Below are 22,319 nucleotides of genomic sequence, written 5' to 3'. Positions count from 1 at the left end.
GCCGTTCCGCGTGGGCTGTTGCCAGGCAGGCGAGGGGCGTTCCTGATGCAGCGGAGGGAGCGAAGCCCCGCAGTTTCTCGGTTCAGTGCCAATGTGGGCGGGTGGGGAAACGACCTGGAACGACCTCCGGCTTCGTCCGTGGCAACCACAGTAAGGGCGCCACGGCGACTCCAGGGGGTCGAAGTGTGGCATGATGCCGAGTGACAGTGGAAACGGTTTTCACATTCACTCAGGAGTGCGCTCATGCGTGTGGCGTTCGTCGGTAAGGGCGGCAGCGGCAAGACCACGATGTCGTCGCTGTTCGCGAGGTACGCGACGACGGCGGGCCCGGTCGTGGCCATCGACGCGGACATCAACCAGCACCTCGGGCTCGCCCTCGGCATCGAGACGACGCCCCCGCCCATGGGCGCCCAGCTCACCGAGATCAAGGATTACCTGCGCGGCGACAACCCGCTCATCCCCTCGGCGGCGGCCATGGTCAAGACCACCCCGCCCGGCCGCGGCTCCCGCCAGCCCACCATCGACGACCTCTTCTTCCTGGACACCTTCGCCGTCCGCGACGGCGACCTCCACCTGATGGCAACGGGCCCGTTCAGCGAGGACGACCTGGGCGTCGCCTGCTACCACTCCAAGATCGGCGCAGTCGAGCTCTACCTCAACCACCTGGTCGACGGCCACGGCGAATATGTCGTCGTGGACATGACCGCGGGCGCCGACTCCTTCGCCTCCGGCCTGTTCACCCGCTTCGACCTCACCTTCCTGGTGGCCGAACCCACCCGCCAGGGCATCGGCGTCTACCAGCAGTACCGCGAGTACGCCGCAGGCTTCGACGTCCCCCTCGCCGTCATCGGCAACAAGGTGCAGTCCCCCGCCGACCTCGCCTTCCTGCGCGACCACGTCGGCGACGCCCTGCTCGCCACGATGACCCACTCCCCCGCCATCCGCGCCATGGAACAGGGCCACGCCTTCACCCTCCACGACCTGGAGCCCACCAACCTCGCAACCCTCGCCACCATGCTCACCACGCTCGACGCCCAGGAGAAGAACTGGCCTCGCTTCGCCCGCCAGACCGCCGAGTTCCACCGCAAGAACGCCCACTCCTGGGCCAATCTCGCCACCGGCACCGACCTAACCACCCAGATCGACCCCCACCACCAGTACGGCCCTGCCCCCGCCCACTTCTGAGAGCCCACAACGGATGAGCATGGTGCCGGGTTACTCGCCGTTATCCGGCACCGTTCACGCCAGTGATGGTCCTCGCCGTAACGGCGCCAAGAGCTGCGGCAATCGTGAAGGGCGCAGATCAGCTGACCGGACCCGATCACGCCATACCGGCGGCAACCGTGAGGGACACGGATCATCCGAACCGGACCCAACGGCAATCGTGAAGGGCGCGGATCGTCTGACCGGACCCCATCACGCCATACCGGCGGCAACCGTGAGGGACACGGATCATCCGAACCGGACCCAACGGCAATCGTGAAGGGCGCGGATCGTCTGACCGGACCCCATCACGCCATACCGGCGGCAACCGTGACAGACCCGGATTCCCTGAACCGGACCCACGGCAATCGTGAAGGTGCGGATCGTCTGATCGGAGCCGATCATGCCGTGCTGGCTCGGAGAGCGGCGGTAATCCGTTGGGGTTGTAGGACTTCACTGGGTGTAACGATCTCCTTTGGGCCGGGTGAAGCGTGGCGTTGGGCGGATATGAGTGTCGCCTCGCCGACAGGTGGAGGCGCTGAGATGCCGACATAGCGTCGGATCGATCTCTTTGAGTCAGATGGATCTCTTTGAGAGGAGAAAGCACATGTCGCTGACCGTTTCCAACGATCTGCTCGATCGGGCGCGGGAGGGGGATGTCGACGACGCGGCTTTCGTCGCCTGTGTTCGTGACTCGCTTCCCTACGCCTGGTCGGTGATCAGCGATCTGGTCGAGCAGCGTGCCACCAGCGGCGCCGAGTTCGCCGACAACCTCGTCCCGCCGCCGGACGAGTCCGCCCGCGGCCAGCTCCTGCGCTGCCTGGCCAGCGACTCCATGCGCGGCGCGCTGGAACGCCACTTCGGTATCCGGCTCGCCTTCCAGAACTGCCACCGCGTGGCTGTCTTCCACCCGAGCGCCACCGACGCCCTCACGGAATTTACCAGCCCCCGGGCCCAGATCCTGAACCAGAAGCCCGAACTCGTGGACTGTTAAGCGCGTTCCCGTGGCTCCGCCGCCAATCCCGGCGGGGCCACCCCTCAATCGGCTGAAGCGCGGCAATTGCCCTTCGCCCGCCAGGCGTTCCCGCCCGCTTAAGGTGACGCCACTACGGAAGGCCTCCAGGTAGGACCAAGACAGGCCAAGACAGGCCGTGGCCAGCGGGGCCACGCCGGGGAATTAGCCGAAGAGCGGCAATTGTCCTTCGCCCGCCAGGGCGTTTCTGTGGCGCTTGAGGTGGCGCCACTGCGGGAGGTCGTCCAGGTAGGACCAGGACAGGCGGTGGTGTGGAGTGGGGCCGAATTCGGCCAGTGCCTGCTGGTGTACGGGGGATGGGTAGCCCGCGTTGTCGGCGAAGCCGTACGCCTCGAAGCCGAGGGTGGCCATGTGGGTGTCGCGTCTGACCTTGGCGAGGACGGAGGCGGCGGCGACGGAGACGCAGGTCAGGTCGCCCTTGATCTCGCAGCGGACGGGCCACGGTGGGCCGAGGTAGTCGTGTTTGCCGTCGAGGATGACCGCGTCGGGGCGTACCGGCAGGGATTCCAGGGCGCGGCGGGCGGCGCGGCGGAGGGCTTCGGTCATGCCGAGGGTGTCGATCTCCTCGACGGTGGCCTCGCCGTGGCCGATGCCCAGAGCCCAGGCTTCGATCTCGGCGACCATGGCGGTTCGGCGTTTGACCGTGAGCATCTTGGAGTCGGTGAGACCCGCCGGCGGCTCGGACAGATCGGTCACCACCGCGCACACCGACACCGGACCCGCCCAGGCGCCGCGGCCCACCTCGTCCACCCCGGCCACGAGTTTGGCCCCACCGGCGCTGGTGAGCAGGCGTTCCAGGTCATAGGTGGGGGCATCCGTCACGCCGCACAACCTACTGGAGCAGAGGTTCCCGCCGAGACCCAACCTGGAGGTTGCATCGGCGGGTTACCTACACCGACACAGAGCGTGGTGCCGGTTTCAGACGTCTTTCCGACGGATGTCCTGTTGCATCGTCTGGAGATTGAGATTCAGGCAATCGAGCTTTCGCCATATCACGCGGGTCCCCCAGCGCCTCGCTTCATACGCCTGAACACGACCGCTGCTTTCCTGGCACGCTATTGTCCCCTTCACCTTTCGGATCCAGGTAAAGCCATCAGACCCAGGAACCTCCCTCGCCAGCCGCAGCACCAGAGCGCGGATGGACCGAACGGTGCGCGGCCGTCCTAGCCCTCGGGGGCGCAGGCCGCGCCGCAGCAGGTCCCGGTGCCAGCGCAGGATCGTGTCCGGGCGGACCAACAGCGTGAGCTGCCGGAGCTTGTCCATGGGGAGGTGGCGGAGCAGACCGGTCACCCGCTGCCCAGGCGAAAGCCCCGAGGCTAGTTGGTGATCAGGTCGAACTGCTCCCAAGGACCGATTGCGGTGCGATTCGCGATCAATGCCTGGGAACCGCCACCTTCGGCGCATACGTAGCGGCCGTTGGCTTGGGCGCGGAGGCTGATCGTGCCGTTCGGGTTGGTGACGACCTGGAAAGTCTCCCAGGGGCCGACGGCGGTCCGGTTGGCGATCAGTGGCTGGGTGCCCGCCGCCTCGGCGGCGACGTACAGGTTGTTGGCCTTGGAGCGCAGGGCGATGTTGCCGTTGCCCAAGTCCACGCGCTCGAAGAGTTCGGCGGTCGTGACCGTCGACTTGCTGGCGATCAGCGGGCCGTTGGCGGGAGCAGTGACGTAGAGGTTGTTGACCCGGGAGCGGAGGCTCACTCCGGAGGGGACGGGAGTGCCGGGCGGGCCGAACCAGTTCAGGTCCACCGCGTTGGCCATGGCCTGGAGGCCGGCGTCGTTGGGGTGCAGGTGGTCGCCGGGGTCGTACGCGGGAAGCAGGCGCTGGGGGTTGCCGGGATCCCGGGTGGCGGCGTCGAAGTCGACGAAGGAGTCACAGCCGCTGCCCGCGCCGCGCGCCCAATTGTTGTACGCGACCCGATGCGTCTCCACCGTCTGAGTCCAGCCGCCGGCGCCCTGGAACGGGGTCAGCGTCGCGCAGATGAACGTGATGCCGCGCGCATGCGCCCGGTTGATCAGGCTTTGCGCCGCGGCGATCAGCTGGCTGGACGTGGGCGGCGGATTGCTGGACGTAAGGTCGTTGATCGGATTGTCCGCGAAGATCACCCAGCGGACGTTGGGCTGGTTGAGCACGTCGCGATCAAACCGGTTTCCAGCGCTTTGCCCGGCTCCGTCAACCAGGAGCCGGTTGCCGCTGATGCCCTGATTGATCACTCCGACGGTACGGCCCGAGCCGTTGAGACGCGTGGCCAGACGGTTGGGCCAGCGCCGGTTGGCGTTGAAGCTGGAGCCGACACCGTCAACGATGGACGCGCCGAAGGTGACTACCGCGCCCGCCGCGTTTGCGTGGACCACGTCCAGATTGGCCAGGAAGAAGTAGTTGCCGAACTCCTGGACCCCGGTCAGGTTGGCGTTCCCGCTGACGTTGCCGGGGGCGACGTAGTTGCTCTGCGAACTCATCTGGTGGTAGGTGGCCCGGCCGGTAGCCGTGGGCAGGTGCACACTGACGGCCAGGTCGGACTCCGCGGCGACGTTCATCGCGATCTCGTCGCTGGCCGCCAGGCCGCCGACCGGGACGGTGATCGATTGCTGGCCGCCGAACGTCAGCACCTTGTCGGTGCTGACATCCACCGAAGATCCCGAGGTACGGCGTGCCACATGCACATTGCTGAAGGTCACCGGCCGGTTGCCGAAGGCGTTCGAGAGCTGCACGCGGATCGCCGTGCCGCTGATGCTGGTACGGATGATCTGCCGCAGGGTCTGGTTGGTGAACTCGCGGTCGCCGGTTTGCGGCGATACCGCCCAGGTGCCGGTCCAGGTCGAGGCCATGGCCGTACCGGTGGCCAACGGGGTGATCGCGAAGGCGATCACCATGAGAAGGACGGCCACGAGGGAGGTTGTGGACGGCCGGGGGACAGGGCTTCGGCGCATGGTGTCCTTCTTGTCAGGGGCAACCGGATTCGTGAATGGGCGGCCTTCATCGGTGATTCGGGGCCTGGCGTAATCACGGTGAGATTAAGCCGACACATCAAGGCCGTCAAGAGATAGATAGGATGTATGGGAGGCGTAATGTTGACTTACGATTCCGATACCGCCTAATTCCCCAGATGGCGAGGACCCTCGGTCGACTAGACATCGGATCTTCTACATTCTCGAATGGAATGGTAGGAACGCTTCAAAGGGGAAAATCGGGCGCGCGGCTTCGCCCCTGGGGCCGGTTCGGCTGCTGCCACCGGGGACGTCGACCCCGCCTAGGCGTCCCCAGCAAGGCGGAAGATGTCACGAAATATCCGGACTAGTCTTCGGCGACGGTCAGATGCGGCAGATCCGCCGCGAGATAGCGGGCGGCCACGTGCAGCGCCCGGAGCACGGCCGCCACCGAGGCCCGCTGCACGCTGGAACCCCGCGCGACGGCATAGATGCGACGCTCGATCTGCTCCCCGGGAAACTCCCGGACCACCACCCCGCGCACCCCGGCGGCCAGCGAGAGCGCGGGCACCGCCGCGATCCCGATCCCCTTGGCGACCAGGCTCAGGATCGTGCCGAGCCCTTCGAACTCCCACGCCACCGGAGGCGCGCCCCCGACATCGGCGAGCAGCCGGTCCACCGCCGTACGGGACGGTTCGCCTTCGGGGGTCGCCATCCACGACTCGTCCCGCAGGCGTACGGGATCCACCGACGCGTCCGGATCCGCGAGCCGGTGCCGACGCGGCACGGCGAGCACCAAGGGGTCGTTGAGCAGTGGAAACACCGTCAGCGTGGCATGCTGGCGTACCCGCCCCCACCAGTCGTCCACCAGCGCGATGTCCACCTCCCCGGACTCGACCTCCCGCATGCCCCGCCCGGACCGGCTCTGCATGAGCCGTAGCGACAGCTCCTGATGCCGCCGCAAGGACCGGGCCAGCGCGGGCGCGAACGCGACGGCCGCGGTGGGGAAGGCGGTCACCACCACCCGCCCGGACGGCGTCGCCGCATGGCTGGACAGATCCGACTCCGCGCTCTCCACCAGGCTGAGGATGTGCTCGGCGTGCTCGACCAGCCGCCGCCCGGCGTCGGTGAGTTCGGCGCTGCGCGAGGTCCGGTCGATGAGCGCCACCCCGGCCTCCCGCTCCAGCGCCGCCAGCTGCTGCGAGACCGCCGACGCACTGTATCCGAGCGAGGACGCCGTGGCCGCGATGCTGCCCCGCCGGGCGAATTCACATATCAACGTCAAACGCCGCAAATCAAGCATCGGATCTCCTTATGCCAGGCACCGAAAAGCCTCGCTTGTACCGATGCCTCTCCCGCCTCAGGCTGGGAACGTTCCGAGCGATGGAAGGAAAAAGAAGAATGCACGTTACCCTCTCAGCCACTCTGGCAGCCAACCAGGACATCGAGCGAAGACGCCGCGCCGGGCAACGGGTCCTGCATCTGGCCTTCGGCGAGGCTGGTCTGCCCGTGCACCCGGCCCTGCGCGCCCGGCTGGCCGACGCGAGCGGCAACAACGGCTACGGCCAGGTCGCGGGGTCGCCCGCGCTGCGCGAGGCCGCCGCCGGCTACTGGACCAGGCGCGACCTGCCCACCGATCCCGATCTGGTGGTGTGCGGGCCCGGCAGCAAGTCGTTGCTGTTCGGCCTGCTGCTGGCCATCGGCGCGGACGGCCCGGCCGACATCGTGCTGCCCATGCCCAGCTGGGTCAGCTACGCCGCGCAGGCGGAGATCATCGGAGTCCGGCCGATCATGGTTCCGGCGCCTCCCGGCGAGGGTGGGGTGCCCGATCCCGATCTGGTGGCTTCGGCGGTGCTGCATGCGCGGGCGCAGGGGCGTACGGTGCGGTCGTTGCTGGTGACCTTGCCCGACAACCCGACCGGACGGCTGGCGCGCCCGGGCACGATCCGGCGGCTGGCCCAGATCGCCCGCGATCTGGATCTGGTCATCATCTCCGATGAGATCTACCGCGATCTGGTGCACGATCCGGTGGCCGAGTATCTGAGCCCGGCCGAGGTCGCGCCGGAGCGGACGATCATCACCAGCGGGCTGAGCAAGAGCCTGGCCGTCGGCGGCTGGCGGATCGGAATGGCCCGGCTGAGCCATACCCCTGCTGGCTGGGCCCTGCGGGACCGGTTGCTCGCGGTGGCCAGCGAGATCTGGTCCAGCCCGGCCGCGCCGGTGCAGCACGCCGCCGCGTACGCGCTGACTGAGCCGGCAGAGATCGTCCAACGGGTGAACGAGTCACGCCGGCTGCACGGCCTGGTCGCCCGCGCGGTGGCCGACCGCTTCACGAAAGCGGGCGCATCCGTGCACGCCCCCCAAGGCGGTTTCTACCTATACCCCGAAATTTCGGGGTTTGAGAGTGCGGCTGAGTTGGCGCACACCCTGATCGAGCAGCACGGGGTGGGCGTGCTTCCCGGCTCCGCTTTCGGTGACAATCCGCGCGCTCCCCGGGTTCGCGTCGCCACCAGCCTGCTCTACGGCGACACCCCGGACCAGCGCCTGACCACCCTGCACGCCGATGATCCGCTGACCCTTCCGTGGGTGGCGGAATCCTTGATCCATCTCGAATCCGCCCTCGCCGATCTGACCGCCGCCAGGCACCCGAGCCAGCGCCGGATCGGCGTCCTCAAACCCGCCCATGCGGTGCGGTGATCTTGTCGAAATCTTTACCCTGAAAAGCGGGCGAGCAGGATAGGCTACACACCGTCTGACCTGCGGTTTCAAGGCCTCGCGTGGTGATTAACCAGAGTCTCCACAAGATGTCGTGTGTCATTTGGTACCACAAATGCCACTGAGCCCCCATCATGTGCTCATGCCCGCTTTTGTCACCCTGTCCGGGCGCTCTGTGCGCCTGGAACCGCTTAGCCTCGCGGTGGTCGACGACCTCGTCACAGCGGCGAGTGAGGACCGTTCAACTTACGCCTTCACTCGCGTTCCCGCCGGTCGGGACGACATGGTCTCCTACGTGGAGGCCGCCATGGCTGAGCAGGCGGAGGGCCGGTCGATGCCCTTCGCCATCCGGTGGCTGCTCACCGATCGTGTGGTCGGTGCCACCCGTCTGATGCACCTGGAGTACTGGCAGGGCCCCATGCCCTGGCCGCCGGGTACCAAAGGCGTGGTGGGCGAGGTCCCGTCCGTGGCGGACATCGGTTACACCTGGCTGGGCGCCTCCGCCCAGGGCACAGGTGTGAACCGGGAGAGCAAGCTGCTGATGCTCTCACTCGCCTTCGAGACCTGGCAGGTTCACCGGATAACGCTTAAAGCAGACGTACGCAACGCACGATCTCGGGCCGCCATCGAGGCCCTCGGCGCGCACCTGGACGGTGTGCGACGGGCTGACAGCCGGGGCGCCGACAATACGGTCCGAGATACCGCGTACTACTCGATTCTCCGCTCCGAATGGCCGATGGTCCGAGAACGGCTCCACGCGCGGCTCGGCCTCGTGGAAGCAGCCTGACCCTTCTATTCGCACACGGAACGGAGCGGCCCGCCCCCTGCTGGGGACGGGCCGCGCTGTGTTTTCCTGCTGGGTTAGGGCTTAGTGCTCGTCCCAGTAGTCCTCGTCGTAGCCGTAGTCGTCGTCGTACGCGTTGTAGATGTCCTTCCAGTACCCGCACTTGTAGGGGTAGCTGCTCCACTTGTCGATCTGGCAGACCTTCACCTGGACCTGCGAGACGTCGTAGCGGGTGAAGGAGAACTTCTTGTCCCAGCCACACTCCTTGTAGCTGACGTAGTCGGTGTACCAGTCGTCCTCGTGGTCGCTCCACTTGGTGTAGCGGAAGACGACGTAGGCGCACTTCTTGTTGCTGTGGTCGTAGTCCCAGAGCTTGCCGCCCACGCGGACCTTGTTGTCCTCGTCGCCGTAGTAGTCGACGTCGATCCAGCCCTTGGCCTTGGCCTTGTGGTTCTTGGAGAAGTAGGGGCCCCAGCTGTCGTCCTCCCAGTCGGGAGACGAGGCGGTGACGGTGTTCTGGGTCGAGGCGTTGGCGGCGGTCGAGGCGAAACCGACCATACCGGTCGCGAGGATCGCGGTCGCGGCGGCGACGCCGAAGAACTTACGGATACGCATGGGGTGCTCCTGCTGTGTGCTTGAGGACGATGCCCCCCGTTTCGGGGTTGCCCCATTTGTAGGCTCGGCCGCCTGCAGGCGACTTACAGGTTCCTTACGGGACCGTTGCAAGATCCCGCCCCACCAGCGGAAAGTCCCTCCCCGACCGGGGAGGGACTCCATATGTAGACGAGGCATGACCGCCCCCGCAGGGGCCATGACTCACATGCCTACAGGATGGCCCCGCCCGCTCAACGACCGATCAACGCCTGATCAATAGGATGAATGACAACCAACGCGCCGGTTAACGAGAGGATCCCGCACTATTGGACAGGCCCAGTGGGATCTATCATTTGGTCGGAAAACCTGCCAATAGAGGCCTTCTGGGGATGGAAAATGTCTGGTCGCGGTGCCGAGGACGGGCTGCGCTTCGCCGTACTCGGACCGGTCCGGGCCTGGCGCGACGAGGTCGAGCTGGATCTGGGCACGCCCTTGCAACGTTCCATCCTGGCGATGTTGCTGCTGCGGGAAGGCCGGGCGGTCACGCCGTCCGAAATGATCGACGCGATCTGGGGCGAGGACGCGCCGCCCCGGGCGCTGGGCGCGTTACGGACATACGTGTCCCGGTTGCGTACCGTGCTGGAGCCCGACCGCTCGCCGCGTACGCCGCCGGAGTTGCTCACCTCGGTGGGCCGCGGCTACGCGCTGCGGCTCGCGCCCGACATGCTGGACCTGGCGCTCTTCGACCGCGCGGTCGCGGACGCCGAAGCCTCCCACCGGGCCTCGGCCACCGCTGAGGCCGCGGAAACGCTGCGCTCCGCGCTCGCCCTGTGGACCGGTGAGCCGCTGGCCGGCGCTGTCGGCCCGTACGCGGACCACCAGCGGGACCGTCTGATCGAGCGCCGGCTCGGCGTGGTCGAGACCCTGATGGAGCACGACCTGGCGCTCGGCCGGCACGCCGGGGTCGTCTCGGAGTTGATCGCTCTGGTCGCCGAGCATCCGCTGCGTGAGCAGTTGCGCGCTCAGCTCATGCTCGCCTACTACCGCAACGGCCGCGCCGCCGAAGCCCTCGCCGTCTTCACCGACACCCGGCACGCCCTCATCGAGGAACTCGGCATCGAGCCCAGCGCCGAGCTCGCCGACCTGCACCGCCGCATCCTCGCCGCCGACCCGACGCTCACTGTCACGCCGGTACGGCCTCCGGCGCCCGACGAGCCTGAGACCCTCATCGAGATGCCCAAACCGGCGCAGCTCCCGGCGGCGGTCACCGACTTCACCGGGCGCAAGCAGCTGGTCAACCGCATGCTCACACTGCTTAGCAGCGGCGACGGTGTGCCTGTGGTGGCCATGTCCGGCATCGGCGGCGTCGGCAAGACCACGCTCGCGGTGCATGTTGCTCACTTGGTTCATGATCTGTTCCCGGATGGCCAGCTCTACGCCGATCTGCGCGGTTATGGTCAGGAGCCGACCCCGCCGGAGACCGCGCTGGTGGCTTTCCTGCGCGCCCTTGGCATCCCGGTCGATGTGATCCCGGATAGCCTGGCCGATCGGTCTGCGCTGTTCCGGTCGCTGCTGGGCGATCGGCGCATGCTGGTGCTGCTCGACAACGCGCGTGATGCCGATCAGGTCGAACATCTGCTGCCCGGTTCGGCTGGATGTGCGGCGATTATCACCAGCCGGGGGAAGCTCGGCGATCTGCCGTCGGCCCGGCTGATCGACCTGGATGTGATGGAGCCCGACGAGGCGCTCTCCCTGTTCGGCGCCGTCGCTGGTCCTGAAAGGGTGTCGGCCGAGCGTGCCGCTGCCATGGATGTCGTCGCCGCCTGTGGTTTCCTGCCGCTGGCGGTCAGGATCGTGGCCGCCCGGCTGGCCGCGCGGCCGTCCTGGACGGTTGCCTCGCTGGTGCCCCGGCTGGCTGACGAGCGTCGCCGGTTGGACGAGATGAAGATCGGCAACCTGGCTGTGTCGGCCACTTTTGCGCTGGGGTACGGCCAGCTGGATGACCGGCAGAAGCGGGCGTTCCGGTTGTTGTCGCTGCCGAATGGGTCGGATATTTCGGTGTTTGCGGCGGATGCCGTACTGGATCTGAGTCTGGTGGAGACTGAGGATCTGCTGGAGTCGTTGGTCGATGCCAGTTTGCTGGAGGCGCCTGCGCCGGGGCGGTATCGCTTTCATGACCTGCTGAAATTGTTCGCGCGGCGGCAGTCGGAGGGTGCGGACGACGCGGGCGAGCGGGCGGAGGCGTTGCGGCGGCTGCTCGGGTTCTATCTGGCGACCGCGCGGTCGGCTCATCGGCTCGCTTATGAGGGCAGCGCGGTTGCCGACAATCTCCAGGTCATCGGGCATCGTGGGCATACGTTCTCGTCCGCGGACGAGTCGGTGGCGTGGCTGGCGGCCGAAAGTGAGGCGCTGTTCGCCATACTCGGCCAAGCCGCGGAAGCGGCGACCGGCGAGTTGCTGCCCGCTGCGGACCTGCTTGTCGCGATGGAGCCGCTGCTGGAGACCGGTGCCACCGGGCGCGAGTTCGACCAGCGTACGCGCGTGCTCATCGAAGCCGCGCGGCAAGCCGGCGATCTGCGTAGCGAGTTGCGCTGCCGGTATGTGCTCGGTCGGGTGCTGTTCGGGGCGAATCGTATGGCCGAGGCGGAAGAGCAGTTTCTGGGTGCTCGGGCGCTGGCCGAGCAGTGCGGCGACGCGATCGTGCTCGGGGAGACGTTCAACGCGCTCGCCGTGGTGTCCGGGCGGCAGCGCCGCCACCACGAAGCGCTGGAATGGTTCGGCCGGGCCGGGAAGATCTACCGCGAGGTCGGGAACGTGGCCGGTGAGGCGCTCGTGCTCAGCTACTCCGCGCGCGACCACTTCGGTCTGGGGCGGCCGGAAGACGCCATCGCCGTCTCCGAACAGGGGCTGGCCATCTTCAGCGAACTCGGCAGCGCGCCCGGCGTGGCCCGCGCTCGGTACCACCTGGGCATCGTGCTCTCCGCCGTCGGCCGGCTCAACGAGGCCGTCGTGCATCACGCCGAATGCCTGGACTTCTTCAGGGCCAGCAACCAGCGCGTGTGGGAGCAGCGGGTCTGCGTCCGGCTGGCCACCACGTTCACCGCCGCCGGGCGCTTCCAGGACGCCGCCAGGCACGCCGAGCAAGCCCTCATCGTCAGCCGCGAGATCACCCATCCGTACGGCGAAGCGCTGTCGCTGACCGCCCTCGGCAAGGCGCTGCGCGGCCTGGGCAGCATCACCCGGAGCACCGACGCGCTAGAGAAGGCCCTCGACATCTTCACTCGGCTCGGTTCCCCCGAAGCCGACGACGTCCGCGCCCTCCTCACCCAGAAGGTCGAGACCTAGCTCATCATCCAACCTGGTCATCCAGACGTGATTGATCACCGCGACCTCCTAAGCGTGCATTCCGTGGCTGTCCAGCTCCCCCAGCGTTTTGTGCCCCCTTGGTGGCATTCCCCATTGATGGCGTTTTTCAGCCAGTGTGCAGATGGGCGCCCGGCCGGTCGTCAGCTCTCAATCGGCGCGTAGGGGGGCCCGGCTAACCGGAGCGCCTCATGACAGCTAGCCGCCTCTCTACGACGACCGGCCGGACTTGACACAGACCCCGAACCCCCCGGGTCCATGCCCACTCCTCACCCTCCCGCACCAAACTCAACGTCCAATCACCATCCGATTGCCGCCCACGCCGTAACGGCGAGTCACCCGGGTTCTCCCACCCACTCACCCTTTGTTGCGCTTCGGGCTCCACCCAACCCCGCCACTGCCGTGATTGCCGTTATGAAGCCACCCCGGGAGCTCGGTGGTTGTCCCACCCACCCAGCCCTTTGGTTTCCCCCGGGCTCCGCCCGGCCCCGCCATCGCCCTCCCCGGGCTCCGCCCGGCCCCGCTATCGCCCTGCTCGGGCTCCGCCCGGCCCCGCCATCGCCCTCCTCGGGCTCCGCCCCGCTATCGCCCTTCCCTCGGGCTCCGCCCGACGCCGCCATGGCCGTGGTTCCACACGAACGGCGGCCATCGGGCCGGGTCAGGTGTGGAAGTAGCCTTCGGCGATCAGAGGGCGGAGAGGAGTGGGGGATAGGTGTTGTTCGCCGAGGATGTCGCCGATGGCGGCTAGGAGGGGGGCCAGGGGGAGTTGTCCGTCGCAGACGCCTGCCAGGGCGGCTTCGACTGTGCCGACGGTGGTGGTGCGGCGGAGGCCTCGGGTCTGGCGGAGGATGATGTGGGTGGGGTCTTCGGCGCCGGGGAGGCCGATGCGTTCTTCCAGGACGCCCTTGCTCAGGTGCAGGGCTGTGGCGAGCAGGTCGTCGTCGGTCAGGCGGTGGGCAGTGGTGATCGAGTCGAGGATGTCGGCCAGGTAGGCCCCGACCGGAAGTTCGACCTGCTGGGAGAGTTCCTCCACGCGGACGACCGGATCAAGAGTTCCGGAGGCGTGCAGGGTGATCCAGCCGAAACCGATGCCGGTGACGTTCTGGGCCTCGAACCAGGCCAGCCACTCGTCGTAGCGTTCCCGGTAGGCGGGCGTGCCCTGTTCGGCGGCGTCCTTGAGCCAGAGTTCGACATACTCGGCCGGATCCTGCGCATCCCGTTGTACGGCCCAGCCATCGCAACCGGTCTCCGCCAGCCAGCCGCCCAGGCGGTCCTGCCAGTCCTCCCCTTTGACGTGCAGCCAGTTGGCCAGCAGCTGGCAGTGGCCGCCGGGGTTGAGGTGGGTGGGCGCGAGCCGTACCAGCTCGCGGCAGAAGTCGTCGGCCTGGTAGCCGGCCTCGCGGTAGGTGAGGCGGGCATGAGGAGAGATCACGAACGGCGGGTTGGAGACGATCAGGTCGAAACGTTCGTCCTCGACCGGATCGAACATTGAGCCTCTGCGCACGTCCACGCCCTCGATTCCGGACAGGCCCCAGCTCAGCTGGGCCAGGTCGAGGGCGCGGCGGTTGACGTCGGTGGCGACGATGTGACCGGCGCGATCGGCGAGGTGGAGGACTTGTACGCCGCAGCCGGTGCCCAGGTCCAGGGCGCGTTCGACCGGTTGGCGGGTGACCAGCTGGGCCAGGTTGGCGGACGCGCCGCCCGCGCCGACGACGTGGTCGCGGCGAACCGCGGGGTCGCCTGGGCGTACCTTACGGTCGGAGACGACGTAGCCGCCTGTCTCCCAGGGCTGGAGGTGCACGCTGGCCTGCACCGCGTCTCCGACTTTCACCAGCAGGCCGCACTGCACGAGTTCGGAGAGCGGAAGGTCGGCGGCGGCCGTACTGACCGGGACGCCCAGCCACCACAGGCGGATCAGCGCCGCGAGCGGGTCAAGGTCCTTGGTGGCCCGCAACGCGGGAACGAGCTCCTCCCGGGCCAGCGCCCCGGCGGCTACGTCCCCCAGCCGCTCACGCACCCCGTCGATCGTGTATCCGGTCTCATCGAACCGGGCCCGAAGCCGTCGCAGCAGGTCAGATGGAGCTTTCACGGAAGCAATCTAGCGCCGCCGAAGAGTGCCCAAGTCCCGCTCCCGCAGCACGGTCAGCTCGGACCCGCTCACATACACACCTTTCGCAAGCGCACACGGCTTCGCGGAGCTCCTTGATCCCTTCTCGCGTGCACACGCCGCCGAGGACGACATCCGGGGCGAGCACATCGAGGAGGCTCTGCAGGTCCCCGCTTTCGAGCGCGCGCTGGAACGCCTCCAGAGCCACCCGGGTTCTCGCTCGGGGAGACCACCTCGCGAGGGCGGCGGGCATCGACGTGCCTGCGGGCGCGGTGCGCGATCTGGCGGACGGCCGCGGGCAGCTTCGCGGGGGCCTTCTCACATGCGGAGGCTGGCCCAGGCGGCTTCGCTGAGTTCCTTGATCTCCGCTTGGGTGGGCTGGTGGGCGCCCGCGAACCAGAGGCGGCACATCTCCTGCGCCGGTCCCAGCCAGAGGACGTAGCACATGGTGGCGTCCACCGGTTTGAGCAGGCCTGCCTTCGTGTGGGGTCGCCACCAGTCGGAGACCTGGCGGAAGAAGGTGCGCCTGGTCTCCGCCACCTCGGCTCCCCCCGGCTCCTCGCGCCGGGGCGGACGCTCGCTGACCAGCAGCCGGGCTCGCTCCGGATGTTCCCCACACCAAGCCATGTGCAGGGTGACGATGCCCTCGATCCCGGCGCGAGCCTCCTCATGCCGGGTCAGCTCGGTGACGAACGCCTCCTGGTACATGGCCAGCGTCTCCGAGTACAGAACCCCAAAGACATGTTCCTTGCTTGCAAAATGATGATAGAAACTACCAACGCTGACGCCGCTTTCTTCGCGAAGGCTGGCCAGCGTACTCGCGGAGACGCCATCCTGGCTGAACCGGCGCAGGGCGCCCTCGATGATCCGGGTCCGACCGTCACGACCATTCTTCGCGCTCTTCACACCGTCAATGGTGACGCAACAGAACCTTGTTCTGCAAATGTAAGTTCCGCTCTGACCTGAACAGACCCGGATTCGATGGTCATGATGGCATCCGGCCAGGCCCGCCGAACCATGGCGAGCACCTTCCGGTTGTCGCCCATCACATCCATCGCGACCCACTCAGCCCCGCTCACCCGCCCCAGCAACGTACGCACCAGCTGGGACCCCACCCCCACCCCCTGCCACTCATCGGTGACGACCACGGCGATCTCCACATCAAGGCCATCCCGAAACGCCATGGCATGCCCGATCACCCGATCCTCCACGACCGCCACAAGCGAATCCCGTCGCTCGTCCCTGGCCAGTAAAGCCCGCATCATGCTCGCGCTCGGCTTCGTCACCCCCGCGAAGAACCGGTGAGACTGAGTGTGCAACGACAGCCCGAGCAGGAACTTCCGCACGCCATCCTCATCGCCGGCCCGCGTGGGCCGAACCTCCACCTGAGTTCTCTCCATGGACTCAGCCTCCTTGGGCCAGCTAGGTCTGTCAAGTAGACTCAGATGAAGCTGGAGGTAATGATTTACGATGCGAGCCATGGACGGCGTGACCGATCGGAGCGCGTACCGGCTGGATAACTGTTCGATCGAACGAACGCTTGCCGTGCTGGGCGAAAAGTGGACCTTCCTCGTCCTACGCGAGGCATTCAATGGAGTACGGCGCTTCGCCGACCTCCAGGCCAACACCGGCGCCCCCCGCCAGGTGCTGAGCGCCCGCCTCACCCGCCTGGTAGAAGAAGACCTCCTCCGAAAAGTCCCCTACCAGGAGCCCGGCCAGCGCCAACGCGACGAATACCGCCTAACCCAAAAAGGCGTCGACCTCTACCCCATCCTCGTATCCCTGATGCACTGGGGCGACCGCTACGTCTCCGACCCCGAAGGCCCTCCCGTCCTCCTCACCCACCGAGGCTGCGGCGCCCTGATCGAACAACACATGCGCTGCACCCAAGGCCACGAGGTAGCCACCCCCCGCGACGTCACCCCCCGCCCAGGCCCCAGCGCCCGCCTAAAGCAAACCGCCACAGCCGGCTAACACTCACCAAGACCACCCGGCAAGCCTTAAGAACCGACGCGAAGTACGGCGGGTCACCCCGCGGGTGGGCAGGGCGGACACGTAGGCCGACGTAAGACCGTGCCCGAGACCACCGCGCCCGCGATTGCCGCTGACCAGCGGCTAACGAGAGGCTAGCTATCACGGTCGGCCGGAGTGTCCGCCCTGCCCACCCGCTACGGACCTCAACCCTTCGGACTGGTGTCGATTGGTTACGGTGGAACTCCCACCCCTTTTATGCCTGTCCGGGCTCCCGCCCGGCCCCGGGGGCGCCGTGGCTTTCGCCACCCATCCGCTACGGAACTCGACCACCTCACGCTCGATTGGTTGCGGTGGAACTCCCACCCTTTGTGCTTGTCCGGGCTCCCGCCCGACCCCGGGGGCGCCGTGGCCGTTGTCGGCCACCAACTTGCGGGCTTCCCGCCTTCGCTGTTGTCGGGCCACCGTCTTGCGGGCTCCCACCTTCGCGTTGCCGTGGTCGGCTGACGGGGCACTCGGGTGGGTGCCTAGGCTTGAGTTCGTGTACCGGTTTCTGCTGACTCCCCGCTGGGTGGCGCTTCACGTTGTGGTGCTGCTGGTGATTCCGGCGTTCGTGTTTCTGGGGCGATGGCAGTTCGGGCGGTACGAGGAACGTTCGTCGGCCAGTGATCGGACCTCCGCGAATCTGGCCGCCGGGCCGGTTCCGCTGGCGGATCTGGCGGTGGTGGGCGGTGCCGTACCGGAGAGGGACAAGTTCCGGGCGGTGACTGTGCGGGGGAGTTATGACGCGTCGCATGAGTGGCTGGTGCGGCGGCGTACCCAGAATCAGCGGGTGGGGTTTTATGTGGTCACACCGCTGGTGACGCCGACGGGGGCGGTGCTGGTGAATCGTGGGTGGGTCGCGGCGGGGACGGACGCGGATGGCACGCCTTCGGTGCCTGCGGCTCCGGCGGGTGAGGTTAGCGTGACCGGGCGGTTGCGGCCTGCGGAGACTGAGGAGACGACTGGAATCGAGGATCGTGCGGGGTTGCCTCCGAAGCAGATCCTGTTGATCAACGATTCCGTGTTGGGGGCTGGGTTGCCGTACCGGCTTTATGGGGGATTTGTCGAGCTCAGTGCGCAGGAACCCGCGGCGGCGAGTGCGCCGGAGCCGGTGCCGGAGCCCGACGCGGGAAACGGTGGCGGGCTGAATCTGGCCTACGGGGTGCAGTGGTGGATGTTCATCGGGATCGCGATCGGCGGGTGGCTGTTGCTGATCCGGCGGGAGGCTCGCGATCTGCGGGCCGCAGCGCAATCTTCGCCAGAATCCGTGCAATCCACGGCGCGCTGAACCCGCATTTCTCCGCCTGCTCGCGCGTTCGCACGTAAGGTTTAACCAAGCCCCCGATCTGGACGAAAGACCTCAGACGCCCCGGGTGAACGAACGGATACCAACCGGAGACCTCGCAGCTTGTTTGGTGTTATTCCTTGCCTCTACCGTTGACTCCTGTGAACACGCCGCTGCTTCCTGACCCAGAGCCGAGGCGGCGGGACTATGTGATCATCTCAGCTGACGATCATGTGATCGAACCGCCGGACCTGTTCGAAGATCGCCTTCCGGCCAAGTTCGAAGACCTGGCGCCCCGAGTGGTGGACACCGATTCCGGGCACCAGGTGTGGCGCTATGGCGGTGCGACGTACCCGGTCGCCGGGCTGGACGTTGGTGCTGGGCTGCCCAAGGAGCAGTGGACGCTCGATCCTGTGCGATTCGATGACATGCGCCCGGGTTGCTATGACATCGATGAGCGGATCCAGGACATGGATCGGGCCGGAATCTGGGCGGCGGTCAACTTTCCGGGCATGCTGGCGGGGCAGGCGGGCATGGCGTTCGCCAGGACCCGCGACCAGGATCTCGGGCTTGCCCTGGTCAAGGCGTGGAATGACTGGCATGTGGACGTGTGGGCGGGGAGCTACCCGGAGCGGATCATCGCCCTGCAGTTGCCCTGGCTACCGGATCCGCAGATCGCCGCTTCGGAGATCAAGGCAAACGCGGCGCGTGGCTTCAAGGCCGTGGTGTTCCCCGAGTTCCCGACGCGGCTGCGGTTGCCGTCCATTCACAGCGGGCACTGGGATCCGTTCTTCGCCGCCTGCGAGGAGACCGGCACCGTCGTCTGCCTGCACACCGGCGGCTCCTCCTGGGCGCCGGTCCCGTCCACCGACACCCCCATCGAAGCGATCACCACACTGATCCCGGCCAGCGCGATGTTCGCCTGCGCCGACTGGCTCTGGTCAGGCGTCCCGCTGCGGTTCCCGTCCCTGCGCATCCTGATCGTCGAGGGCGGCGTGAGCTGGCTGCCGATGCTCTCCGAGCGGGCCGACTACGCCCTCGATCACCCGGTCGCCAGCGAGACCAGCTGGGAGGGCGGTCTCAAGCCGAGCGAGGTCCTGCGCCGGAACTTCTTCTTCGGCTCGCTCGACGACACCGCGCTGAGCGCCGTACGGATGGCCGTCGGAATGGAGCACGTGCTCCTGGAGAGCGGATACCCCCGGTCGGAATCGTCCTGGCCCGACACGCAGCGTGCCATCGCCCACCGCCTCGGCAACCTGCCCCCCGCCGACCTCGCCCGGGTCGCGTACGGCAATGCCGCCCGCCTCTTCGGCCATCCGCTGCCCTCGCGGGCGTGGCTGCGAATGGAAGAGCTCTAGGGGAGGCGGCGCTGCTTCTCCCAGGTGACGTACTGACCGCTTTCGCCGAGCAGGGCGGTGCCGAGCCAGAGCAGGACGCCGAAGTCGTCGACGACGCCGATGACGAGGAGGAAGTCGGGGATCGCGTCGATGGGGGAGACGATGTAGAGGATGGCTAAGCCCATCATGCTGAGCCTGCCCTTGCCCAGGCCGCGATACTCACCGCGGATGGCCCCGCGGATCATGCGGGGGACGGCCCGAATTCGGGCCATCAGGCCGGGGCTGCCCGGCCGGGAGACGTCCTGGTACGCACGGTAGACCTGCGCCGCTCGCCGCGCCTTCGCCATCGCCGACCTCCAAGGGGCTCAGGAGTGCTTTACCCGAGCATTCCCCCGGATAACGAACGATCTTTTCAGGCCGTTCCGAGGTCGCGGACGATCTGGGCGATCGGCGTCTCGTCGGCGGGAATCGGGGCGAGAACCGGGGTGGTGAGGCCGTTCGCGACGTATTCGGTGATCCGGGCGCGGCAGGTGGCGGCGTCGCCGTGCACGATCAGCTGGTCGACGAGCTCGTCGGGGATGGCTTTGAGTGCGGCCTGGCGGTCGTTGGCCGCCCAGGCCTCGTGCATCGGGCGGAGCATCTCGGCCCGGCCGAGCCAGTCGTGGAACGCCGCGTAGACGGGGACGGTCAGGTACGCGGCGATCATGCGCTTGCCCAGGGCGCGGACCTTGTCGGCGTCCTCGCTGACGACCACGAACAGCCGGGCGATGAGTTCGGTGTCGTCGTTGAGCTCGGCTCGGACTTTCCGTACGTCCTCCGGGGACAGCCAGTTGGTGATCGCACCGTCGGCTTCGGCGGCGGCCAGCCGCAGCATCCTCGGCCGGAGCGCGGCCAGAACGATTCTGGGTGGGATACGAGGGGTTCGCTCAAGCTTGAACCCCTTGATGTCGAAGGTCTCGTATGTCGCGGTCACCTTCTCGCCGGCGAGCGCGGCGCGGAGGAATCTGAGGGTGTCCCTGGTACGGGCGAAGGGTTTGACGAACTCACCCGCGTTCCAGTGTTCGACGATCACGGGGGACGAAGCGCCGATACCCAGAACAAACCGGTCCGGAGCGAGATCGGCCAGCGTGGCCGCGGTCATCGCCAGCAGTCCGGGACCGCGCGTGGACACCGGGACGATGGCGGTTCCCAGCCGGAGTTCGGGCGCCCACCCCGCGGCCAGCGCCAGCGGCGTGAACCCGTCGCTCCCGTTCACCTCCGCGGACCACGCGTCCGTGTATCCCAGCTTCGGCAGCTCCGCGACAAGCTCGCGATCAAGCACCTGCCCGGCATACGGAATCGTGATGCCCCAACGTTCCACAGTCCATCCTCACTCTCGAAGCTCGCGGACGACCTCGATAAAGTCCCTGGTCACACCGCGCAAACCGGGCAAGTACGACAACCCGACGAGCCTATCGACCAGCGGCACGGTCCTATCAATCAGACGATAGGTCCGCGCGCATCCAGCGGATGTGTCGTGTACCCAGAACAAAACCACGCCCATCGATAGCAACCACAACAACTCCGGCAACTCCGCCCGGAGTTCTGCGTCCATTCGATCCGTACAACCATCCACAACCTGGCGATAAATCGCGACAGACGACTCTCGCGCCGGCGCGGAATCCGCGCTGAACGGATTCAGCGGATTGCTCGGCTCGGCCGCGTGCTTAAAGAATTTGACCGCGAATTCATGGTACGGCTCCGACACCCGCACCCACGCGCACAGCACCCCGCGCAGCCGCGCGGCGAACGCCCCCTCGGTGGCCAGCACCTCCGCACACGCCGCTTCATGCTCGGCCTGCGCCCGGTCATAGTACGCCTGGATCAGCTGTTCCTTCGAAGCGAAGTAGTAATACGCGTTACCCACGGAAACACCCGCTTCGGAGGCGATTGCCCGCATTGTCGTCGCCTCGAACCCCCGTTCCCTGAACAGCCGGAGGGCTGTCTCCACAATGAGCTCCCGGGTCCTCTCGGAAGCTCTCACACGCGGCTCGGGCACATCGGTCACTGTACGGCTCCCGCCCCCGTTAGGTCATGGACCCACCAGATGATGCGCATCCTGGGGCAAACTCTCACCCCACACAGGGATGGGCGCGACATCCCGGTGGGATTGATCCTTTTGGCAACTCCCCCACGACTGAGAGTAACGGGGGAAACCGAGGTGCAGTTACGTCACACTTTGTGGGGTGCAGCCGGAATGACGATGATTGTCCTGGCCACCCTGCCCATGAACGCCAGGCCGGCCGCGGCTCGGCAGGACACCAAACAGGACACCGCTGCCCGCCAGGACGCCAACGGGACGCCGGTCCGGCGCGCTCCGGCGTCATCGGTGCAGATCCGGCCGCCGCTCCAGGCGCTCCGCACGAAAGGCCGGGCCGCCGCCGCCCTGCGCAGCCGGATCGCGGCCACGAAAGGCAAGGTGAGAAGTACCACGTGGCACGGCCGAGCGTCCGGCCTGCGAATCAGCGGCAACCGTGCCATGCGCCGCATCTCCCGAGCCGGCCTCGGCTGGCAGGCCACCGGCAGATGCACCGACCAGAACCGCCCGTACTGCACCTCGCTCCACTCGATCCGGTACGGCACACTCATGAAGACCATCGACCTCAAACGCCGCAGCGGCTGCCGCATCGTCATCACCGGCGGCACCGAAACCGGCCACGCCCATGGCGTCTACAGCCACGGCAACGGCTACAAAGTCGACATCAAACACAATGAATGCATCGACTCATATATAACCCGAAAATTCCGTTTCTACCGCACCCGCGGCGACGGAGCCGCCCTCTACCGCAACAAGGAAAACGACATCTACGCCCGCGAACCCGACCACTGGGACCTACTACTGCACTGACCTCGGAGTGGTGCGGGTGGGGCAATCACGGACATCACCTCCGTGATTCCCCCACCCGCCCACCCATTTTGTTC

19 protein-coding genes are annotated in these 22,319 nt (G+C 67.2%); 9 read left to right on the top strand and 10 right to left on the bottom strand.

The features are described from left to right. The first annotated feature begins 243 nt into the window (after positions 1 to 243). Positions 244 to 1,185, top strand: a complete 942-nt coding sequence (locus Amac_RS28420) for an ATP-binding protein (protein WP_155357477.1) — start codon at positions 244 to 246, stop codon at positions 1,183 to 1,185. 625 nt (positions 1,186 to 1,810) lie between these two features. Further along, complete coding sequence (locus Amac_RS28415; protein WP_155357476.1) at positions 1,811 to 2,197, top strand: SCO5389 family protein; 387 nt, start codon at positions 1,811 to 1,813, stop codon at positions 2,195 to 2,197. A gap of 183 nt (positions 2,198 to 2,380) precedes the next feature. On the opposite strand, the gene rnhB is transcribed toward Amac_RS28415, so the two are convergent. The 3 genes from rnhB to Amac_RS28400 form a co-directional block, all read right to left on the bottom strand. Beyond that, positions 2,381 to 3,067, bottom strand: coding sequence for a ribonuclease HII (rnhB, locus tag Amac_RS28410; RefSeq protein WP_218041332.1), 687 nt, complete (start codon positions 3,065 to 3,067; stop codon positions 2,381 to 2,383). Positions 3,068 to 3,552: 485 nt separating this feature from the next. Beyond that, entirely contained in the window at positions 3,553 to 5,163 is a 1,611-nt protein-coding gene (locus Amac_RS55365) for a GDSL-type esterase/lipase family protein (protein WP_218041331.1), read from the bottom strand. A 364-nt stretch (positions 5,164 to 5,527) separates the two neighbouring features. Then, positions 5,528 to 6,463: a LysR family transcriptional regulator gene (locus Amac_RS28400; RefSeq protein WP_155357474.1), complete on the bottom strand. Its 936-nt coding sequence runs from the start codon at positions 6,461 to 6,463 to the stop codon at positions 5,528 to 5,530. A gap of 98 nt (positions 6,464 to 6,561) precedes the next feature. On the opposite strand from Amac_RS28400, the gene Amac_RS28395 reads away from it, so the two are divergent. Together Amac_RS28395 and Amac_RS28390 are read left to right on the top strand one after the other, a co-directional pair. Continuing rightward, positions 6,562 to 7,857, top strand: coding sequence for a pyridoxal phosphate-dependent aminotransferase (locus Amac_RS28395; RefSeq protein ID WP_155357473.1), 1,296 nt, complete (start codon positions 6,562 to 6,564; stop codon positions 7,855 to 7,857). 160 nt (positions 7,858 to 8,017) lie between these two features. Next, positions 8,018 to 8,662: a GNAT family N-acetyltransferase gene (locus tag Amac_RS28390; protein WP_155357472.1), complete on the top strand. Its 645-nt coding sequence runs from the start codon at positions 8,018 to 8,020 to the stop codon at positions 8,660 to 8,662. An 81-nt stretch (positions 8,663 to 8,743) separates the two neighbouring features. Here Amac_RS28390 and Amac_RS28385 read toward each other — a convergent pair whose 3' ends face one another. After that, entirely contained in the window at positions 8,744 to 9,274 is a 531-nt protein-coding gene (locus tag Amac_RS28385) for a hypothetical protein (RefSeq protein WP_155357471.1), read from the bottom strand. A gap of 375 nt (positions 9,275 to 9,649) precedes the next feature. Between Amac_RS28385 and Amac_RS28380 the strand changes: the two genes are divergently transcribed. After that, positions 9,650 to 12,598, top strand: coding sequence for an AfsR/SARP family transcriptional regulator (locus Amac_RS28380; protein WP_155357470.1), 2,949 nt, complete (start codon positions 9,650 to 9,652; stop codon positions 12,596 to 12,598). A gap of 676 nt (positions 12,599 to 13,274) precedes the next feature. Here Amac_RS28380 and Amac_RS28375 read toward each other — a convergent pair. The 3 genes from Amac_RS28375 to Amac_RS28360 form a co-directional block, all read right to left on the bottom strand. Then, positions 13,275 to 14,714 carry a DUF7059 domain-containing protein gene (locus Amac_RS28375; protein WP_373869891.1) on the bottom strand — a complete coding sequence of 480 codons (1,440 nt, stop codon included), beginning with the start codon at positions 14,712 to 14,714 and terminating at the stop codon, positions 13,275 to 13,277. Positions 14,715 to 15,041: 327 nt separating this feature from the next. Then, positions 15,042 to 15,629, bottom strand: coding sequence for a TetR/AcrR family transcriptional regulator (locus Amac_RS28365; RefSeq protein WP_155357468.1), 588 nt, complete (start codon positions 15,627 to 15,629; stop codon positions 15,042 to 15,044). Then, entirely contained in the window at positions 15,626 to 16,069 is a 444-nt protein-coding gene (locus Amac_RS28360; protein ID WP_246268759.1) for a GNAT family N-acetyltransferase, read from the bottom strand. The genes Amac_RS28365 and Amac_RS28360 overlap by 4 nt, the downstream gene beginning before the upstream one ends. Before the next feature lie 133 nt (positions 16,070 to 16,202). On the opposite strand from Amac_RS28360, the gene Amac_RS28355 reads away from it, so the two are divergent. The 3 genes from Amac_RS28355 (at position 16,203) to Amac_RS28345 (ending at position 19,379) form a co-directional block, all read left to right on the top strand. Then, positions 16,203 to 16,697, top strand: a complete 495-nt coding sequence (locus tag Amac_RS28355) for a winged helix-turn-helix transcriptional regulator (RefSeq protein ID WP_155357467.1) — start codon at positions 16,203 to 16,205, stop codon at positions 16,695 to 16,697. Positions 16,698 to 17,235: 538 nt separating this feature from the next. Continuing rightward, positions 17,236 to 18,024 carry an SURF1 family cytochrome oxidase biogenesis protein gene (locus Amac_RS28350; RefSeq protein WP_155357466.1) on the top strand — a complete coding sequence of 263 codons (789 nt, stop codon included), beginning with the start codon at positions 17,236 to 17,238 and terminating at the stop codon, positions 18,022 to 18,024. A gap of 158 nt (positions 18,025 to 18,182) precedes the next feature. Further along, positions 18,183 to 19,379 carry an amidohydrolase family protein gene (locus Amac_RS28345; RefSeq protein ID WP_155357465.1) on the top strand — a complete coding sequence of 399 codons (1,197 nt, stop codon included), beginning with the start codon at positions 18,183 to 18,185 and terminating at the stop codon, positions 19,377 to 19,379. On the opposite strand, the gene Amac_RS28340 is transcribed toward Amac_RS28345, so the two are convergent. The 3 genes from Amac_RS28340 to Amac_RS28330 all read right to left on the bottom strand — a co-directional run bounded on the left by Amac_RS28340 (position 19,376) and on the right by Amac_RS28330 (position 21,348). Further along, a complete protein-coding gene (locus tag Amac_RS28340) occupies positions 19,376 to 19,705 on the bottom strand; it encodes a YkvA family protein (RefSeq protein WP_155357464.1) in 330 nt (109 codons plus the stop codon). The genes Amac_RS28345 and Amac_RS28340 overlap by 4 nt on opposite strands. A gap of 65 nt (positions 19,706 to 19,770) precedes the next feature. Next, positions 19,771 to 20,718 (bottom strand): LLM class F420-dependent oxidoreductase, encoded by a 948-nt coding sequence (locus Amac_RS28335; RefSeq protein WP_155357463.1) that lies wholly within the window; start codon positions 20,716 to 20,718, stop codon positions 19,771 to 19,773. Between the two features lie 9 nt (positions 20,719 to 20,727). Next, positions 20,728 to 21,348, bottom strand: coding sequence for a TetR/AcrR family transcriptional regulator (locus tag Amac_RS28330; protein ID WP_246268757.1), 621 nt, complete (start codon positions 21,346 to 21,348; stop codon positions 20,728 to 20,730). A gap of 246 nt (positions 21,349 to 21,594) precedes the next feature. Here Amac_RS28330 and Amac_RS55360 point away from each other — a divergent pair, with 246 nt between their 5' ends. Further along, on the top strand, positions 21,595 to 22,245 hold the full coding sequence (locus Amac_RS55360; protein ID WP_218041330.1) for a hypothetical protein: 651 nt from the start codon (positions 21,595 to 21,597) through the stop codon (positions 22,243 to 22,245). Positions 22,246 to 22,319 lie beyond the last annotated feature (74 nt).

The sequence above is a fragment of the Acrocarpospora macrocephala genome, assembly GCF_009687865.1.
In the GTDB taxonomy this organism is placed as follows: Bacteria; Actinomycetota; Actinomycetes; order Streptosporangiales; family Streptosporangiaceae; genus Acrocarpospora; species Acrocarpospora macrocephala.
This window is presented reverse-complemented; position numbering and strand designations above follow the sequence as displayed.

What these genes read in the sequence shown, in the direction of transcription:
- Amac_RS28420 (WP_155357477.1), top strand. Translation starts at nt 244, where the DNA reads ATGCGTGTGGCGTTCGTCGGTAAGGGCGGCAGCGGCAAGACCACGATG.
- Amac_RS28415 (WP_155357476.1), top strand. Translation starts at nt 1,811, where the DNA reads ATGTCGCTGACCGTTTCCAACGATCTGCTCGATCGGGCGCGGGAGGGG.
- Amac_RS55365 (WP_218041331.1), bottom strand. Translation starts at nt 5,163, where the DNA reads ATGCGCCGAAGCCCTGTCCCCCGGCCGTCCACAACCTCCCTCGTGGCC.
- Amac_RS28400 (WP_155357474.1), bottom strand. Translation starts at nt 6,463, where the DNA reads ATGCTTGATTTGCGGCGTTTGACGTTGATATGTGAATTCGCCCGGCGG.
- Amac_RS28395 (WP_155357473.1), top strand. Translation starts at nt 6,562, where the DNA reads ATGCACGTTACCCTCTCAGCCACTCTGGCAGCCAACCAGGACATCGAG.
- Amac_RS28390 (WP_155357472.1), top strand. Translation starts at nt 8,018, where the DNA reads ATGCCCGCTTTTGTCACCCTGTCCGGGCGCTCTGTGCGCCTGGAACCG.
- Amac_RS28385 (WP_155357471.1), bottom strand. Translation starts at nt 9,274, where the DNA reads ATGCGTATCCGTAAGTTCTTCGGCGTCGCCGCCGCGACCGCGATCCTC.
- Amac_RS28380 (WP_155357470.1), top strand. Translation starts at nt 9,650, where the DNA reads ATGTCTGGTCGCGGTGCCGAGGACGGGCTGCGCTTCGCCGTACTCGGA.
- Amac_RS28355 (WP_155357467.1), top strand. Translation starts at nt 16,203, where the DNA reads ATGGACGGCGTGACCGATCGGAGCGCGTACCGGCTGGATAACTGTTCG.
- Amac_RS28340 (WP_155357464.1), bottom strand. Translation starts at nt 19,705, where the DNA reads ATGGCGAAGGCGCGGCGAGCGGCGCAGGTCTACCGTGCGTACCAGGAC.
- Amac_RS55360 (WP_218041330.1), top strand. Translation starts at nt 21,595, where the DNA reads ATGACGATGATTGTCCTGGCCACCCTGCCCATGAACGCCAGGCCGGCC.